Genomic DNA, 18,210 nt, shown 5'->3' with positions numbered 1-18,210 from the left:
CGCTCCCGTCACGGCGGTCCGGATGGTTGTGCGGTCATGGCGGTCAGATGCCAGTTGTCCAGCCACGGCTGTACCAGCTCGGCAACCGAGAACTTAGCCGGGGCAAGGTATCCCGCGTTGGGGTTGGCGGGATTGCTGCCGCGGATGTCGATGCCGACGGCGGTGGCGGCGCCGTCGCTTTGTATGAGGTACACCGGGCCGCCGGAATCCCCGCATTGGCCGCCCGCCGCGAACGAAACCTTGCTGTCGGTGACGTCGAGGATCTCCCCGCATTCGGCCTCACCGCTGCTCATGCCGAACTTGCACAGCTGCTGCCCGAGCGACAGCGCCGTGGTGACCCCCGTGATCGGTAATCGGGCCGCGACGGCCGGGCTCTGCGGGACGTGGTCGCCGTCGAGCACGATCAGGCCGATGTCGTGCTGCTCGTCGTGGACGCCCTCGTTGACGGTCTGCACGAATGTGCCCAGCTTTGCGTACGGCAGAATTCCGCCGAGGTTCATCACCACCGTGGTCGGTTTGCGCGGCCGATTGCAGTGACCGGCGGTGAGTACGCCGGTCTGGCCGCTGCTGGTGCGCACCAAAAATCCAGCCATACAACCCATTCCGCCGGAGCTGTCGGCGTATTCGACGTAGATGCCCGCTCCCGGGCCGACGGCGGTGGCCGCCGGCAACGCGATCGGCGTCAGGTCGGGCTGCACGGTCTCCGCAGGGTGCTCGACATTCTTGGGCGCCAGCCAGATGGCCGTCATACACACCACCGCGGCCAACGCGGCGCCGATCGTCAGCCACGAGACGCGGGTGCGATCCGGTGGTGCCGGCGGGTAGCGAATCGCCGGTGAGGCGAGGACGCCGCCGTGCGGAACGCGATACAGCTTGATCCGGTCGAGCAGAAACGACAGGACCGCGATCGCCACCGATGCCAGGGCGCCCAGCAAGAGCATGAGGAGCCCGGCCCGCGACGGCGGCAAGCTGAAGCTCGCCAACTGCTGCGCATAGACCCGCTCCATTCCATAGATCTTTCAGGCAACGGGCGGCGCGCTCAACAAAACGGCGCGGTTAGCCCAAAATGGCCGGCTCGGAAGCGGGCTCGTCGGGCTGCCGCCGGTGGTGGCGGCGGTAGTGCCGGATTTCCAGCAACAGCCCGGTGAGGCCCAACGCGCCGGTGACCAGCGACACCAGGAACAGCAAGGGGCTGGGGTGACCGGCCAGCGCGTCGCCGAGAAAGACGACCGCGGCGGTACCGGGCAGCAGGCCGGCCAGCGTGGCCAGCGTGTACGGCAGGATGCCGACCGCCGACGCCGCGGCCGCATAGTTCACGACGGAGAACGGCAGCACGGGAATCAGCCGCAGCGACAGGACCGACACCCAGCCCCGCTCGCGCAGGCGTTCGTCGGCCCGGTGGATCGCGCGGTAGCGAACCAGTCGGTTCAGCCGCCATCCCGCGGCGCGGACCAACAGCAGCGCCAGCACCGCGCTGGCCGTGCTGGCGATCACCGCGATCAGCACGCCCAGCGCCGGTCCGAACAGCAGGCCCGCGGCCAGGGTGAACGCCGTGCGGGGGACCGGTACCACGGTGACGACGACGTGCGCGGCCAGAAATGCCAACGGGAACCACGGGCCCAGCGACTGCGCCCAATCGCGTAGCTGCAGCGCGCTCGGCAGCGGAACCCACAGCGCCACGGCGACCAAGACTGTGATTACGACCACTGCCGCCAGCGCGCGCGGCCGGGACAGCTGGCGCACGCTGGTCCCCAGCGCGCGCGAGAGACTGCGCAGCGTGCCGGCGGTTTTGGCGGTGGCGGGACTCGTCACGCCACTCAACGTTACGGGCCAGAAATGAATTGCCTGTATCGCAGGCGTGGTGTTTCGCGGTTGCCGCGGCCCGATCGGCGCACCGCGCGGTTTCTTGGCGGCGGGGGCGATCATTTAGCCTGATTAGCGAGTTGCGTGTTCTCCGCAACTGCACGCAACGTTGCCAATAGCTGCGACAACAGGAGCAGTCGGTGTCCATTGATGTACCCGAGCTCGCCGACCTGGAACAGGTCCGCGAGCGCTGGCGCACCGCGGTTGCCGGTGTGCTTGCCAAGAGCACCCGCAAGGAACCCGCCGAGTTGGGCGAGCAACCCGAGCAGTTGCTGGACACCCCGACCTACGACGGGTTCGCGGTCCGCCCGCTCTACACCGCGTTCGACGAGCTGCCTGAGCCGTCGCTGCCCGGGGTGTGGCCGTACCTGCGGGGCGCGGACCCGTTGCGGGACGTCAAGTCCGGCTGGAAGGTGGTCGAGGCGTTTCCAAGCGCCGGAGCCACCGCCGCCGAAACCAACGCGGCCGTGCTCGGTGCGCTCGGCGACGGCGTCAACGCGCTGCTGCTGCGCGTCGGGCAGGACGGCGTCGCACCGCGGGAGCTCGACGGGCTGCTGGCGGGTGTCTACCTGAGCATGGCGCCGGTCATCCTCGACGCCGGAGCCGACTACGCGGCCGCGGCCGACGCGATGCTGTCCCTGGTGGCCGAGGTCGAATCCGACCAGCGCGCGACGTTGTCGATCGACCTGGGCGCCGACCCGCTGACGGCGGCGCTGAGCGGACGTCCCGCGCCGTCGATCGACGACGTCGTGACGGTCGCGTCACGGGTGAGCGGCGAATACGGCGTCCGGGCGATCACCGTCAACGGGCCCGCGTTCCACAACCTGGGCGCCAACGCGACCTGGGAGCTGGCCGCCAATATCGCGGCCGCGGTCGCCTACCTGCGCGTGCTCACCGAGTCGGGGATCTCGGTTGCTAATGCGCTGCGCCAGATCAGTTTCCGGCTGGCCGCCGACGACGACCAGTTCATGACGATCGCCAAAATGCGTGCCGTGCGGCAACTTTGGGCGCGGGTCGCCGACGTCGTGGGGGAGCCCGACGCGGGCGGGGCGACCGTGCACGCGGAGACGTCGCTGCCGATGATGACCCAGCGCGACCCCTGGGTGAACATGCTGCGCTGCACGCTGGCCGCATTCGGCGCCGGTGTCGGCGGCGTCGACACCATGCTGGTCTACCCGTTCGACATCGCGATCCCGGGCGATTTTCCCGGCACCGCACGAAGCTTCGCGCGGCGCATCGCGCGCAACACCCAGCTGCTGTTGCTGGAGGAGTCGCACGTCGGCCGGGTGCTGGACCCCGCCGGCGGATCGTGGTTCGTCGAGGACCTCACCCAGCGGATCGCCGAGGGCGCCTGGGAGCACTTCCAGGCCGTCGAGGGTCGCGGCGGATTCGTCGAGGCGCGCGACCACATCGCCGAGGAGATCGCCGCCATCGCCGCGCGGCGCGCCGACGACATCGCACATCGGCGCACGGCGATCACCGGCGTCAACGAATTTCCGAACCTTTCCGAACCCGCACTGTCGCACAGCGATTCGATCGGCCGGCCCGATGTCGGAGATTTGCGGCGCTACGCCGCGGGATTCGAGGCGCTGCGCGACCGCTCGGATGACTTCCTGGCCCGCACCGGCTCGCGCCCCAAGGTACTGCTGCTGCCGCTGGGCCCGCTGGCCGAGCACAACATCCGCACCACGTTCGCGGCGAACCTGCTGGCGTCGGGCGGCATCGAGGCGGTCAACCCGGGAACGCTCGACGCCGACGGGGTCGCCGCTGCGGTGTCCGACGCGGGCTCGCCTGCGGCGGTGGTGATCTGCGGCACCGACAAGCGCTACGCGACCGAGGCGGCCGCGGTCGTCGACGCCGCGCGTAACGCCGGAGTGTCGCGGGTGTACCTGGCCGGACCGGAGAAGGCGGTCGCCGACACCGATCCGCAGCACCGGCCCGACGAATACCTGACAGCCAAAATCAATGCGATCGAAGCCCTTTCGGACCTGCTCACTCGGTTGGGGGCCTGACACGATGACGACGTCTACTCCGGTGATCGGCAACTTCGCCGACATCCCCCTGCACGGCGATCGGGAGGTACGCCGTCCCACCGCAGCCGCCGTGGCCGAGCACGTCGCCGCGGCGGCCGCGGCGCACTGGTACACGCCCGAGGACCTGGTGTGGCACACCCCGGAAGACATTGCCGTCAAACCGGTGTACATCGCCGCCGACCGCGCCGCCGTCGAGGCCGACGGCTACCCGCTGCACAGCTTCCCCGGCGAACCGCCGTTCGTGCGGGGCCCGTACCCGACGATGTACGTCAACCAGCCGTGGACGATCCGGCAATACGCCGGCTTCTCCACTGCCGCGGAATCCAACGCGTTCTACCGCCGCAACCTGGCCGCCGGGCAGAAGGGCCTGTCGGTGGCGTTCGACCTGGCCACCCATCGCGGCTACGACTCCGACCATCCCCGCGTGCAGGGTGACGTCGGAATGGCAGGTGTGGCAATCGATTCCATCCTTGACATGCGCCAGCTGTTCGACGGCATCGATCTGTCGTCGGTGTCGGTGTCGATGACGATGAACGGCGCCGTGCTGCCGATTCTGGCGTTGTACGTGGTGGCCGCCGAGGAGCAGGGGGTGCCGCCGGAGAAGCTGGCCGGCACCATCCAGAACGACATCCTCAAAGAGTTCATGGTGCGCAACACCTACATCTACCCGCCCAAGCCGTCGATGTGGATCATCTCCGACATCTTCGGCTACACCAGCGCCAAGATGCCGAAGTTCAACTCGATCTCGATCTCCGGCTATCACATCCAAGAAGCCGGCGCCACAGCGGATTTGGAGCTCGCCTACACCCTGGCCGACGGCGTCGACTACATCAAGGCCGGGCTGGACGCCGACCTGGACATCGACAAGTTTGCGCCGCGGCTGTCGTTCTTCTGGGGCATCGGGATGAACTTCTTCATGGAGGTCGCCAAGCTGCGGGCCGGGCGGCTGTTGTGGAGCGAACTGGTCAGCCAGTTCAACCCGAAGAGCGCGAAATCGCTGTCGCTGCGCACACATTCGCAGACCTCGGGCTGGTCGCTGACCGCGCAGGACGCGTTCAACAACGTCGCCCGCACCTGCATCGAGGCGATGGCCGCGACCCAGGGGCACACCCAGTCGCTGCACACCAACGCGCTCGACGAGGCGCTGGCGCTGCCCACCGATTTCTCGGCCCGGATCGCGCGCAACACCCAGCTGGTGCTGCAGCTGGAGTCGGGTACCACCCGGCCCATCGACCCGTGGGGCGGTTCGTATTACGTGGAGTGGCTCACGCATCAGCTCGCTCAGCGCGCGCGTGCCCACATCGCCGAGGTGGCCGAGCACGGCGGCATGGCCCAGGCCATCGACGACGGCATCCCCAAGCTGCGCATCGAGGAGGCCGCCGCGCGCACCCAGGCCCGCATCGACTCCGGGATCCAGCCGGTGGTCGGGATCAACAAGTATCAGGTCGAAGAGGACCAGGAGGTCGAGGTCCTCAAGGTCGACAACAGCCGGGTGCGCGCTGAGCAGCTGGCCAAGCTGAAAGACCTACGGGCGAACCGGGATTCGCAGGCCGTCGAGGCCGCCCTGGCCGAGTTGTCCCGGGCGGCCGCCGCGCACGGCCGCGCCGGGGAGGACGGGTTGGGCAACAATCTGCTGGCCCTGGCCATCAACGCGGCGCGGGCCAAGGCCACCGTCGGGGAGATCTCGGACGCGCTGGAGAAGGTGTACGGCCGGCACCAGGCGGAGATCCGGACCATCTCCGGCGTCTACCGCGACGAAGCATCGGGAGGCGGAAACATGACGTCCTTCTCTGACGCCACCGAACTCGTCGAGAAGTTCGCCGAGGCCGACGGCCGCCGGCCCCGGATTCTGGTGGCCAAGATGGGCCAGGACGGCCACGACCGCGGGCAGAAGGTCATCGCGACGGCCTTCGCCGACATCGGGTTCGACGTCGACGTGGGTTCGCTGTTCTCCACCCCCGAGGAGGTGGCGCGCCAGGCCGCCGACAACGACGTGCATGTGGTCGGGGTGTCCTCGCTGGCCGCCGGGCACCTGACCCTGGTGCCGGTGCTGCGCGACGCGCTGGCCGAGGTGGGCCGGCCCGACATCATGATCGTGGTCGGCGGCGTCATTCCGCCCGGCGATTTCGACGAGCTCTACGCCGCGGGGGCCGCCGCCATCTTCCCGCCCGGGACGGTGATCGCCGACGCCGCAATCGGCTTGCTGCACAAGCTCGCCGAGCGGCTGGGCTACGACCTCAGGACGTGAAGGCCGTCGCGAAAGTGCAACTAGCGACGCCGCTACTCGCACAATGCGTCGGTAGCTGCACTCTCGCGGCCCCGCGAGGAGCCCTATGAGCACGGACGACCTCGCCGACGCCATTCGCGGCGGCGACCGTGCGGCCCTGCCGCGGGCTATCACGATGCTGGAGTCCACCCGCGCCGACCACCGCGAGCGGGCCCAGCAGTTGCTGCTGGATTTGCTGCCCGACTCCGGCAACGCCCACCGGGTGGGCATCACCGGGGTGCCCGGGGTCGGCAAGTCCACCACAATCGAGTCGCTGGGCATGCATCTGATCGACCGCGGCCACAAGGTAGCGGTGCTGGCGGTCGACCCCTCCTCGACGCGCACCGGCGGCTCGATCCTGGGCGACAAAACCCGCATGTCGCGGTTGGCGACGCATCCGGACGCCTACATCCGGCCCTCGCCGACGTCGGGGACCTTGGGCGGTGTAGCAAAGGCCACCCGGGAGACGGTCGTGCTGCTGGAGGCGGCCGGTTTCGACGTGATCCTGATCGAAACCGTCGGCGTCGGCCAGTCCGAGGTGGCCGTGGCCAACATGGTCGACACCTTCGTGCTGCTGACCCTGGCCCGCATCGGCGACCAGCTGCAGGGCATCAAGAAGGGCGTGCTGGAGCTGGCCGACATCGTGGTGGTCAACAAGGCCGACGGTGAGCACCTGCCCGAGGCGCGCAAGGCCGCCCGGGAGCTCTCGTCGGCGATCAGGCTGATCTATCCGCGCGAAACCCTTTGGCGCCCACCAGTTCTCACGATGAGCGCGATCGAGGGCAGCGGACTGACCGAGATGTGGGAGACGATCGAACGCCACCGTCGAATGCTCACCGAGGCCGGCGAGTTCGACGCGCGACGACGCGCGCAGCAGGTCGACTGGACCTGGCAGATGGTCCGCGACACGGTCCTGGACCGGGTGCTGACCAACCCGGCGGTGCGGAAGATGCGCGCCGAGCTGGAGCGCCAGGTCAAAGCCGGCGAGCTGACGCCCGCGATGGCGGCCCAGCAAATACTGGACGCCGCGTCGCGCTAACGGGACGGTAAATTAATCGGGGTTTGGGCATCCGACAGGCGGATCCGAAGTAAATTCAAAATTGTGACGGTAGACAACGGGATCGATCGCCGCACGAACCCCTCCCGCGATGTCCCTGACGCAGGTCATCGTGTGTTCGGTGCGGTGGACCCAAACTTCTCTTGCGTTGTACGCGGTTTTTCGAGCATGTTCCCCGGCCGCCGCTTCGGCGGTGGCGCGCTGGCGGTTTACCTCGATGGCCAACCTGTTGTCGACGTGTGGACGGGCTGGTCGGACCGAGCGGGCCGGGTGCCCTGGACGGCCGACCGGGCGCCGATGGTGTTCTCGGCGACCAAGGGCATGGCGGCGACCGTCATCCACCGGCTCGCCGATCGGGGGCTGATCGACTACGAAGCCCCGGTGGCCGAGTACTGGTGGGAGTTCGGCGCCAACGGCAAATCCGCGCTCACCGTTCGCGAGGTGATGCGGCACCGCGGCGGCTTGTCCGGCCTGCGCGGCGTCACCCAGGAAGATTTGCTGGATCACCTGGTCATGGAAGAGCGGCTGGCCGCCGCGTCGCCCGATCGCTTGCTGGGTAAACCGGCCTATCACGCACTGACCTTCGGCTGGCTGATGTCCGGGCTGGCCCGGGCCGTGACCGGCAAGGGGATGCGCACGCTGATTCGCGAAGAACTGGCCGAGCCGCTGGGCACCGATGGCATGCACCTGGGCCGCCCGCCGGCCGACGCCCCGACCCGGGTCGCGGAAATCATCATGCCGCAGAACATCATCGGCAATCCGGTTATCAGCTACGCGGCCCGCAAGATCGCCATGGAGCTGTCCGGTGGTTTCCGGTCGCTGTACTTCCAAGGCGTCATGGCGGCGGTGCAGGGCGACATTCCGCTGCTGGACGCCGAGATGCCGGCGGCCAACGGGGTGGCGACCGCCCGCGGGTTGGCGCGGATGTACGGCGCGATCGCCAACGGTGGTGAAATCGACGGCACCCGATTCCTGTCGCCGCAGATCGTCGCCGGGCTGACCGGGCGACGCAGCCTGAAGCGGGACCGAAACATCATGGTGCCCTTGTCATTCCACCTCGGATATCACAGCGTGCCGTTCGGCAATGTGATGCCGGGGTTCGGACACGTCGGGATGGGCGGGTCGTTCGGCTGGGCCGACCCCGCGTCGGGGCTCGCCTTCGCGTTCGTGCACAACCGGTTGTTGTCGCCGTTTCTGGTGCTCGATCACTCCGGCGTGGCCACGCTGGGCAATCTGCTTCGGGTGGGCGTCGCCAAGGCCCGCAAGCGCGGTTTCCGCCCGGTCGCCGAATCCGAGTCGCCATATCGCGAGCCGGGTGCCGTCGCCGGCTGATCCGGTCGCTCTCGAGCGAAATCCGGTGGGTAAGACCAGCCAACCTCGTTGGTGAACGACCGGTTACCGGCCCACGAACCGCGAGGTAGAGGGCCGAGTGAAAGGCTTGCCGGTGCGCAAATGCCAATACGCAACCGACGTTTCCGTGCCAATTTCCCTGCCGGGGCCTAAATTACCTTGGGTAATGATTAAAAGTCGATGCAGCGCATCGACGCACACGCTGGGGGCCCTTGCATGGAGCGGTATCCGTGACGGGGACGGTTGGCCGGGCCAAAGGCGCGAATCGCAGGGTCGTCCTGTTCGTATTGGGGCCGCAACGATCCGGAACGTCGGCAATTACCCGCGTGCGCTCCCTCTCCGGCGGTGCCCTGCCGGCCGGGATGTTGGGCGCCGATCCGGGCAATCCGCGCGGCTATTGGGAACCGCGCAAGGCCATCGCCATCAACGAGACCATCCTGCATCGCCACCGGACCGCCTGGTTCGACCCATCGCTGCGCGTAATGGACGACGACACCCTCGACACCAGGGCGAAGGCCGCCTGCATCCGATCAATCGAGGCCTATCTCAAGAAGATGCCCGACGCCCCCGTGCTGGTGATCAAGGAACCCCGAATCACGACGTTGTCATACCTGTGGTTCGAAGCGGCGCGACGGGCCGGGTTCGACGTTGCGGCGGTGATCGCCCTACGCCACCCGATGGAGGTCATCTTCTCCGTCGCCGCGACCTGGCAAGTCTTGCGGGAGCTCTCGGGTGCGCTGTGGGTGAAGTACAGCCTGTTGGCAGAGCGATACACGCGCGGCATACCGCGCGTGTTTGTTGACTACGCCGACTTTTCGACGACTGGCGTCGGGAAGTAAAGCGGATAGCGACGACTCTCGACATCGAACTGAACACGCAAGAAGACGACGCAATCGAGGAGTTCCTCACCCACGATCTCCGGCGTCAGCGACACTCCGGATGTGTGGACGGGCCCGGCGGTGAGGACTGGATTTCCACCGTCCACAACACGCTCGGTGCGGCCGCGCGCGACGAGCCACTGGACGAGGCCACCCTCGATCGGATTTACGAGTCGTACGGCGCGAGCGAACCCCAGTTGCGCTCGGCCTTCGAGGATTTCCAGGCGCTCTCCAGGAGAGCCCTGTACCGGTTCCTGCGGCCATCGATCGCGATGCCGATGATGGAACTCGTCGCGATGGCACACGGGTGCCGCGGGACCTGGGCCTGACGCCCGCCGACCCAAACGAACCGGGCGACAGCCGAGCTATCACCCGAATGCGGGTGGTCATCGATATGATCGGTCAGACCTATTGACGAACGGAGATTCCGGCTCTTGTCACAATCCGTGCTGATCACTGGGGGAGCTGGATTCATCGGGTCTGCGTTGGCGCGCCGCCTGGTCAGGGCCGGTTATGACGTCGCCGTGATGGATGTCCTGCATCCCCAAGTGCACTCCGTGGGTCAGCTGATCGACTTGCCGGCATCCGTGCGGCTATTCACCGGCGACGTCACCCACGCACCGGACTGGGATGCGGTGCTTTGGTTGTTCCGCCCGTCGCAGATCGTGCATTTGGCCGCGGAGACGGGCACGGCACAGTCGCTGTCCGATGCGACGCGGCACGGCTCGGTCAACGTGGTCGGGACCACGCAGCTTCTCGATGCCTTGAGCCGCTCGGGACTTGTGCCCGAGCAGCTGGTGCTGGCGTCGTCAAGGGCCGTCTACGGCGAGGGCGCCTGGCGCAGCGGCGCACAGGTCTTCTACCCGCGGCCGCGCAGCCACGCGCAGCTGGTGGCGGGCATCTGGGACCCGCAAAGCCCCACGGGTGAACCCGCGGTGCCACTGCCGAGCCGCGCGGACCGAACCGAGCCTCGGCCCACCAACGTGTACGCGGCGACCAAGCTCGCCCAGGAGCACACGCTGGCAGCCTGGACGGCCGCGCACGACACGAATGTCAGCGTGTTGCGCCTGCAGAACGTCTACGGGCCGGGCCAGTCGTTGACCAATTCCTACACCGGAATAGTGGCTCTCTTCGCTCGGCTGGCGCGTGAGCTGCATTCGCTGGAGGTCTACGAAGACGGTCAGATCATGCGGGATTTCGTGTATATCGACGACGTGGTCGACGCGTTGTTCGCGTCGGTGCAGCAACCGGCGGTCGAGCATCGCTGCCTGGACATCGGTTCGGGCACCCCGACCACGATTCACGAGCTGGCGCAGACGATCAGCGCGGTTTGCGGGGCTCCCGAACCGGTCGTCGTATCGAAATTCCGCGACGGCGATGTACGTGCGGCCAGCTGCGACATCGAACCCGCGACAGAAGCGTTGGCCTGGCGCCCGAAATGGACACTTGCCGACGGTTTGCAAAAACTGCTCGAGTGGATCGCGCAGCAGCGTGAATCCTCTTCCGCCGCAACCGATCACGCGCGTGAGCCAAACCACTCGATAGCCGAACACGCCGGGCGGCAGTAGCGGCGTTCGAGGAGCAGGCGGCCCGGCGGGCGGGACGTGGTGAAGTCGGGTTGCTGGTGGGGCTCGTGATGACTTACGAGCAATCGTGTGGTTCATTCACCAACTTGGAGTGCTTCGCCTTAGGCTAGCTAGGACTGGGAGGTGAATCGGTTGGGCGTGGTGGTCGACAGGCGGGCAGTGGAGCGCGCGGCCGTTCATCGCCTCTGGAAAGCGATCCTGGTCGGCATTGCGCTCGTTGTCGCTGCGGCCTGTTTCTTCGTACCCGTTCTCCTTATCCCGATCGGCGCGATCCTGCTGTTGCTGGCGGGGGCTCGCATCATTGCTCCGAGTCGCGATCGTTACATTCCCAATTTGTATGCGCGGGACACCAGGATTTATGACGGCGCCTACGGCGAGTTCATCCGCCAGACGATGTCAGATTTGCGGCGGCGCCGAATTCGCAATCACACACTGCTGTCCGAAGCGTCGAGTTTGGCCGGGCTGTCTTTGGGAGACTCCGACGAACTGATCCTCGACCTCGGCGTCTGGATCGGATGGTCGACACGGCTGATATCCGACGCGAGTGGCCGGATGGTTTACGGTTTCGACAGCTTCGAGGGTCTGGTTGAGGACTGGAAACTCGAGGACCATGTCGTCAAGCGAGGAACGTTTTCACTGACAGATCCGTTCGCACAACGGTTTATGCAAGATACCGGTGTCAGTTTCCACGACGGCCTACCCGACGCCCTTGGTCGTAAAGTCCAGTTCATTAAGGGAAGCACGTACGACACGCTGGCCCCATTTCTGGCCGAGCGGCCCAATGCGCCGATTCGGCTTTTCCACATGGATTTGGATACCTATGAGAGTTGCCTGCACGCCCTGGAAACGTGCAAGAAACACTTCGTTCCGGGATCGATTCTCGTTTTCGACGAGTACCTCGTCACCAATGGCGAAATGCGAGCTTTCTTCGAGTTCCAGTCACGCTACGAACTGGAATGGCAATACCGGGCCTGGGGTCTCGAGATGATGGAAATGAATCTCGAGATGGTTTCTGCCCGTTGGAAACGCATCTTCTACCGCATGATCGCGATCCCGGTGTACTGGCTGATCGGGGAGGGTAGCTTCGCCGTGAAGTTCTTGAAAAAGCCGTTCTGGCGATTTTGGTTGGGCGCTCCCATAAGCGACATGCTTTTCCTGCTCGGTGCCGCCGGATCGCGGAAGTCGGTCAGCCTCGAAATCACCGGGCTGGGTAAGCTCGAGCGTATGCGCTAGCTCGGTGGGCGAATGGCGGTAGACTGCCACACGCTGGGGGATCCGGGGAAGGCGTAGATTCTTGCGGTCATGCGGCACGGTGAGGCCGGCACGCTGGTGACATGGGGGAAATCCGCGAAACCCGCTCGCGGCGCTGGTCGGCGTCTAGGCTGAACAACCGGCCGACACGTGGGAGTTAAAGGTATGGCAAGTAAGGGGCAGATTTGACCGCGACTGAATGCGACTCGCGATCGGCGTATCTCGACCTGCTCCGTCGCGACCTCACCAGATACGGCCAGGATCAGCTGGTGCCCGTCGGGTGGTATCGCCTGGGGCGGCCCGTTCTCAGTAGCCGCAATTTTATGCTGGTGCGTAAATATCCGTTCAACCAGCATGCCCGGGACTTGGGTCTGGATTGGCCGACGGATGCGCTGACGATGATCGGTATGCAACGGCTGACCAGCCTGCAGCATTGCGTCGAGACGGTGCTGGCCGACGGGGTTCCTGGCGATCTGGTCGAATGCGGCGTGTGGCGCGGTGGCGCCTCGATTCTGATGCGTGCGGTGCTTTCGGCGTACGGGGATCGGACCCGCACGGTCTGGCTGGCCGATTCGTTCGCCGGTGTGCCGCCCCCCGATACCGCGAATTACAAGGCAGACAAAGGGGTAAAGCTGCACCGTCACGCGAAAATTCTGGGGGTTCCGGAGGCGGAAGTCAGGGCTAATTTTGAGCGCTACGGTTTGCTCGACGAGCAGGTCCGCTTTATACCCGGCTGGTTCAAAGACACGCTGGCCGATGCGCCGGTTAAGCAGATTGCGGTGCTGAGGCTGGACGGCGATCTGTACGAGTCGACGATTCAGGCCCTTGATGCCCTTTACCCGCGCTTGTCGTCCGGGGGCTTTTGCATTATCGACGACTATCACGCGCTGAAACCATGTGAGCAGGCGGTGGCCGACTACCGCGAGACGCATGGAATAACCGTCAAGATCGAAGAAATCGACGGCACCGGCGTGTTATGGCGGAAGCCATAGCGGGCGCCCGACCTGAGGCCTGAGTTCGCAATGAAATTCGTGCTGGCAAATTACGGAACTCGCGGCGATGTCGAGCCGTCCCTGGTCGTGGCACGCGAACTGCAGCGCCGGGGCCACGACGTGCAGATGGCCGTCGCGCCCGACATGATGGATTTCGTCGAGGCGGCCGGTCTCCCCGCCGTTTCCTACGGGTTGGACACCCGGACTTGGCTGGACGTGTACCGCAATCTCTGGACGACGTTCTTCAGCAGATTTTGGAGGGTCCGCCAGCTGAGAAGGCTGTGGCGTGAGATGTGGGAGCTCAGCGACCAGTGTTGGACTCAGATGAACACGACGCTGGTGTCGCTGGCCGAGGGTGCCGACCTGTTGTTCGCCGGCCTGAGTTATCAGGAACCCGCCGCCAACGTCGCCGAGTATTACGACCTTCCGCTGGTCACGCTGCACCACGTCCCGATGCGGCCCAACGGCCAGGTCGTTTCGTTCCTGCCGCCGCCGCTGGCCCGCTACGCGATGAGGGTGTTCGACTGGTTCTGCTGGCGACTGAACAAGAAGGTCGAGGATGCGCAGCGCCGCGAACTTGGCTTGCCGAAGGCGGCTGGCCCGTCCCCGGGACGGATCAGGCGGCGCGGATCGCTGGAAATCCAGGGCTACGACGAGGCGTGCTTTCCTGGGCTGGCGGCCGAATGGGCGAGATGGGACGGGCAGCGTCCGTTCGTCGGCACGTTGACGATGGAGCTGACCACCGAGGTCGACGACGAGGTCGCATCGTGGATCGCCGCGGGCACCCCGCCTATCTGCTTCGGCTTTGGCAGCATGCCCGTCGAATCCCCGGCCGAGATGATCGAGATGATCAGTGCGGCCTGCGCGGAATTGGGTGAGCGCGGACTGGTATGCGCCGGGTGGAGCGACTTCAGCGGCGTCCCGCACTTCGACCACATCAAGGTGGTCGGCGCGGTGAGTTACGCAAAGGTCTTTCCCGCGTGCCGCGCGGTCGTGCACCACGGCGGGTCCGGAACCACGGCCGCGAGCATGCGTGCGGGCGTACCCACGTTGATCCTTTCGATGGACCCCAACCAGACGATTTGGGGAGCGCAGCTCAAAAAGCTGAAAGTCGGGACCACCCGGCGCTTTTCGAGCACGACCCGCAAGACGCTGATCGCGGACCTGCGCCTGATCCTGGCACCGGAATACGCCACGAGAGCTCGGGCCCTGGCGACCCGACTGACCAAGCCCGCCGACAGCGTCAGCAAAGCCGCCAATTTGGTAGAAAACTTCGCTCGCGCGAAGCATTCGGTTTAATTGGCAAACACGGTTGGACGTCAATTCCTGCGGCATTGCCCCTTATGGCGCCGGGATGAATCCTGGCCCGACCGCAACGCTCGATTTCGTATGTGCGGCTGGGGCGCATACCCATCACCGACGCGGAGTTCTGATCGAATATCAAATCCGCAGACCGCCTTTGGTCATCTCATTAGTCCTCTGACGGCAGGCGAGTGCGGCTACGATGTACGCGTGGCGTCGGCGAATTTCGGGCAGATCCGCACCACGAAAGAACGTTGTGAACCGGGGGTAAACGCGCAAGCTCCGGCTTGCTCAGGCCGCCGCGAAGTGATAGGTCTAGCCTCGCGATGAAATTTGCTCTGGCATGTTATGGAACCCGGGGGGATGTCGAGCCCTCTCTTGCTGCGGGGCGCGAACTGCGGCGGAGGGGCCACGAAGTCCGTATGGCAGTCCCACCCAACTTGATCGGCCTGGCCGAGACGGCCGGGCTCGATGCCGTCGCCTATGGGCCGGAGATGCAGGCGTTCTGGGACGACGAATTCCTGCGCAACTTCTGGTCGAGGTTTCGCCGCACATTCTGGACCATCAAGGGGCCGATCAAGCTGGTCCAGGAGGCCTGGGAGCCTGTACTGCGGTCCTGGACGGATATGAGCGAGACTTTGACGGCGCTGACCGCGGGAGCCGACGTGCTCTTCACCGGCCAGCTGTACCAGGACCTCGCGACGAACGTCGCCGAGTACTACGACATCCCCCTGGCCGTGCTGCATTACATCCCGATGCGGCCCAATGGGCAGCTCATTCCGAACCTGCCAGCGCCACTAGTGCGCACCGGTATGGCGGCATACGACTGGATGGTTTGGCGGATGAACAAGAAGGCCGAGGACGCCCAGCGTCGCAAGCTCGGCTTACCTAAGACGACCTGTGCCTCTCCGCAGCGGATCGCCAAACGGGGGTCTTTGGAACTGCAGGCCTACGACGAGGTGTGCTTTCCCGGCCTGGCAGCCGAATGGGCGAAATGGGGCGAACGTCGGCCGTTTGTCGGCGCGCTGACGATGGGATTGACGACGGATATCGACGACGACGTCGCGGCGTGGGCGAACGCCGGAACACCGCCAATTGTCTTTGGCTTTGGCAGCATGCCGGTCAGCGAAACCCCGGCCGACACTGTCGAGATGATCGCCGCGGCGTGCGAGCAGTTGAGCGAGCGGGCGTTGATTTGCGCCGGCTGGGCGGACTTCAGCGAGGTGCCGCATTTCGATCACGTCCGGGTTGTTGGTGCGGTGAACTACGCGAAGGTCTTCCCCAGCTGCCGTGCGGTGGTCCACCACGGCGGTTCGGGGACCACGGCCGCCGGGCTGCGCGCCGGTATCCCCACTTTGATTCTCTGGACGGCGGGCGATCAGCCGTTCTGGGGCGCTCACCTCAAACGATTGAAAGTCGGTGCGGCCCGCAAGTTTTCGGCCACCACCAAGGAAACGCTGATCGAAGATCTGCGGCAGATCCTTACCCCCGAGTGCACCGCCAAAGCGCGGGCAATCGCCGCTCGAATGACGCCGGCGGCCGACAGTGTCACCCGCTCTGCTGACCTGCTGGAAAGGTTTGCTCACAACGGACGTTTTGCGTGAAGGGCGGGTCCGGGTGAATCGGGTGGATGTCGCACTTCAGCACCGCGAATCGGAAGTTATGCGCCTGGTACTCAGCTAACATGCTTTGGGGGCCGGCATGGACGGCATATGAACCCTGGGTTGTTATGCGGGATCGAGATGGCTCGAGCGGGGGGAGTTGACGAAAGCAGTGCAAGGCGTTGGTGGCGCCGGGGGGCGTCTAGGCTCCATGACTGGAAGTAGTGGAAATGCGAGGAGAAGGCCGTTTTGACCGTGACTGATACCGACGCGCGGTCTGCATACCTCGACCTGCTCCGTCGTGACCTCACTCGATACGGTCAGGACGAGTTGGTGCCGGTCGGGTGGTATCGGCTGGGACGACCGCTGTTCAATGCCCGGAATTTCATGCTGGTGCGCAAGCGCCCATTCAGTCAATATGCGCGGGATCGGGGCCTGGACTGGCCGGCCGATGCGTTGACGATGATCGGTATGCAACGGCTGACCAGCCTGCAGCAGTGTGTGGAGACGGTGCTGGCCGACAGCATTCCCGGTGATCTGGTCGAGTGTGGCGTGTGGCGAGGCGGCGCTTCGATATTGATGCGCGCCGTTTTAGCGGTTTATGGGGACTAGACACGGCAGGATTGGCTGGCTGATTCGTTTGCGGGTGTGCCTCCGCCGGATACCGCGAATTACAAGGCGGACAAGGGGATTAGGCTACACCGGCATGCGAACGTCTTAGGGATTCCCGAGGCAGAGGTCAGGGCGAATTTCGAGCGCTACGGTTTGCTCAATGAGCAGGTCCGGTTTTTGCCGGGGTGGTTCAAAGACACGTTGCAGGACGCTCCGATCGAGCGCATCGCCGTGTTGCGGCTTGACGGTGATCTCTACGAATCGACGATCCAGGCCCTCGATGCGCTCTACCCGTGGTTGTCATCCGGCGGGTTTTGCATCATTGACGACTACTACGCCCTGAAAGCGTGTGAGCAGGCTGTGACCGACTACCGGCAGCAACATGGGATATCCGCAGAAATCGTGGAAATCGACGGCACCGGCGTGCTGTGGCGCAAGCCTTGACCGCACAGCCGCAGGCGTAAACCAGGCTCCCGAAGCACCGGGCGGCGAGAATCCCTGTCGCGGTAAACCTGTGTCTACGAACGTGTTTGCTGCGCCGAATGCTGCGCAATAGGTCAAACAAATCGGCGGCAAACCCATGCGATCGCCGGAGGCGCGGGGCTTGCTAATGCTATGGTTGCCGCCGTGGCAACCGGTCTAGATGCTAAGACAAACCTGCTGATGTGGTGGGTGCGCGCCGAGTACTGGCTCGCACGCAAACTGCTGCCGGACGTCTACGCAAGCGACGGGTTGATCAGCTTTCACAACGATGCGTTCCTGGACGACCCCGCGTTCCAACGTGCCTACAAACGCGGCGCTCGTGCCCTCCCCAACCAAGACTGGTACCAGTGGCAGTGGCGAGTGCACGTTGGGCTGTGGGCGGCAGAGAACGCGAGCAGGCTGGATGGCGATTTTGTCGAATGCGGTGTTAGCTATGGGTTTCTGAGCAGCGCCATCATGGAGCACCTCGACTGGGATCGGCTAGGCAAGACTTTCTATCTACTCGACACCTTCGCAGGAATCGATCCCCGTTTCGTAACCGACTCGGAACGCGAAGGGGGAGAGGTTGAGCGCAGCCAGCTCAAGTTGCGCAATGGGATGTATGTCAGCGGAGTCGAGGGTGTCCGGGCGAATTTCGCGGAGTGGAAAAATCACCGAATCATCGTTGGTGCTGTCCCGGAAACACTCGATCAAGTCGACGCCCAGTCGGTGGCCTACCTGCATCTCGACATGAACTGTGCGCCACCCGAAGTCGCTGCGCTGCGCTACTTTTGGCCGCGGCTTACGCCGGGCGCCTTCGTGCTCCTGGACGACTACGCGAATCGCGGACGCGAGGAGCAGCGCGTGGCCATGGACACCCTGGGGGCCGAATTGGGCGTGCCGGTGTGCGCACTGCCCACCGGGCAGGGTCTGCTGATCAAGCCGGCAAAATGACTC

Annotated in this window: 12 protein-coding genes and 2 pseudogenes; 12 read left to right on the top strand and 2 right to left on the bottom strand. The window is 65.3% G+C overall.

What is annotated here, in order from left to right:
* Window positions 1–8 precede the first annotated feature (8 nt).
* Both T428_RS0106385 and T428_RS0106380 read right to left on the bottom strand, forming a co-directional pair.
* Window positions 9–1,007, bottom strand: coding sequence for a S1 family peptidase (locus T428_RS0106385; RefSeq protein WP_025735813.1), 999 nt, complete (start codon window positions 1,005–1,007; stop codon window positions 9–11).
* 49 nt (window positions 1,008–1,056) lie between these two features.
* Window positions 1,057–1,812 carry a TVP38/TMEM64 family protein gene (locus tag T428_RS0106380; protein WP_025735812.1) on the bottom strand — a complete coding sequence of 252 codons (756 nt, stop codon included), beginning with the start codon at window positions 1,810–1,812 and terminating at the stop codon, window positions 1,057–1,059.
* A 191-nt stretch (window positions 1,813–2,003) separates the two neighbouring features.
* On the opposite strand from T428_RS0106380, the gene mutA reads away from it, so the two are divergent.
* The 12 genes and pseudogenes from mutA (at window position 2,004) to T428_RS0106315 (ending at window position 18,207) form a co-directional block, all read left to right on the top strand.
* Entirely contained in the window at window positions 2,004–3,875 is a 1,872-nt protein-coding gene (mutA, locus tag T428_RS0106375) for a methylmalonyl-CoA mutase small subunit (RefSeq protein ID WP_025735811.1), read from the top strand.
* Window positions 3,876–3,879: 4 nt separating this feature from the next.
* Window positions 3,880–6,144 carry a methylmalonyl-CoA mutase gene (gene scpA, locus T428_RS0106370; protein WP_025735810.1) on the top strand — a complete coding sequence of 755 codons (2,265 nt, stop codon included), beginning with the start codon at window positions 3,880–3,882 and terminating at the stop codon, window positions 6,142–6,144.
* Between the two features lie 85 nt (window positions 6,145–6,229).
* On the top strand, window positions 6,230–7,201 hold the full coding sequence (meaB, locus tag T428_RS0106365) for a methylmalonyl Co-A mutase-associated GTPase MeaB (RefSeq protein WP_025735809.1): 972 nt from the start codon (window positions 6,230–6,232) through the stop codon (window positions 7,199–7,201).
* Between the two features lie 63 nt (window positions 7,202–7,264).
* Complete coding sequence (gene lipL / locus T428_RS0106360; RefSeq protein ID WP_025735808.1) at window positions 7,265–8,551, top strand: esterase/beta-lactamase LipL; 1,287 nt, start codon at window positions 7,265–7,267, stop codon at window positions 8,549–8,551.
* A 248-nt stretch (window positions 8,552–8,799) separates the two neighbouring features.
* A pseudogene (locus T428_RS26125) lies at window positions 8,800–9,776 on the top strand (sulfotransferase family protein).
* Window positions 9,777–9,893: 117 nt separating this feature from the next.
* Complete coding sequence (locus T428_RS0106345; protein WP_025735807.1) at window positions 9,894–11,015, top strand: NAD-dependent epimerase/dehydratase family protein; 1,122 nt, start codon at window positions 9,894–9,896, stop codon at window positions 11,013–11,015.
* A gap of 150 nt (window positions 11,016–11,165) precedes the next feature.
* On the top strand, window positions 11,166–12,266 hold the full coding sequence (locus T428_RS0106340; protein WP_025735806.1) for a class I SAM-dependent methyltransferase: 1,101 nt from the start codon (window positions 11,166–11,168) through the stop codon (window positions 12,264–12,266).
* Window positions 12,267–12,469: 203 nt separating this feature from the next.
* The gene (locus T428_RS0106335) at window positions 12,470–13,276 is read left to right on the top strand and encodes a TylF/MycF/NovP-related O-methyltransferase (RefSeq protein ID WP_036467250.1); all 807 of its coding nucleotides are present in this window, start codon (window positions 12,470–12,472) and stop codon (window positions 13,274–13,276) included.
* A 30-nt stretch (window positions 13,277–13,306) separates the two neighbouring features.
* Window positions 13,307–14,575, top strand: coding sequence for a glycosyltransferase (locus T428_RS0106330; protein WP_025735804.1), 1,269 nt, complete (start codon window positions 13,307–13,309; stop codon window positions 14,573–14,575).
* Window positions 14,576–14,904: 329 nt separating this feature from the next.
* Window positions 14,905–16,182, top strand: a complete 1,278-nt coding sequence (locus tag T428_RS0106325) for a glycosyltransferase (RefSeq protein WP_084298647.1) — start codon at window positions 14,905–14,907, stop codon at window positions 16,180–16,182.
* Between the two features lie 246 nt (window positions 16,183–16,428).
* Window positions 16,429–17,235: pseudogene (locus T428_RS26120) on the top strand (TylF/MycF/NovP-related O-methyltransferase).
* 171 nt (window positions 17,236–17,406) lie between these two features.
* Complete coding sequence (locus tag T428_RS0106315; protein WP_025735802.1) at window positions 17,407–18,207, top strand: TylF/MycF/NovP-related O-methyltransferase; 801 nt, start codon at window positions 17,407–17,409, stop codon at window positions 18,205–18,207.
* Window positions 18,208–18,210 lie beyond the last annotated feature (3 nt).

This window comes from Mycobacterium genavense ATCC 51234, assembly GCF_000526915.1.
GTDB classification, from domain to species: Bacteria; Actinomycetota; Actinomycetes; order Mycobacteriales; family Mycobacteriaceae; genus Mycobacterium; species Mycobacterium genavense.
Note: the sequence above shows the minus strand (reverse complement) of the source record. Positions and strands in the feature narration are given on the sequence as shown.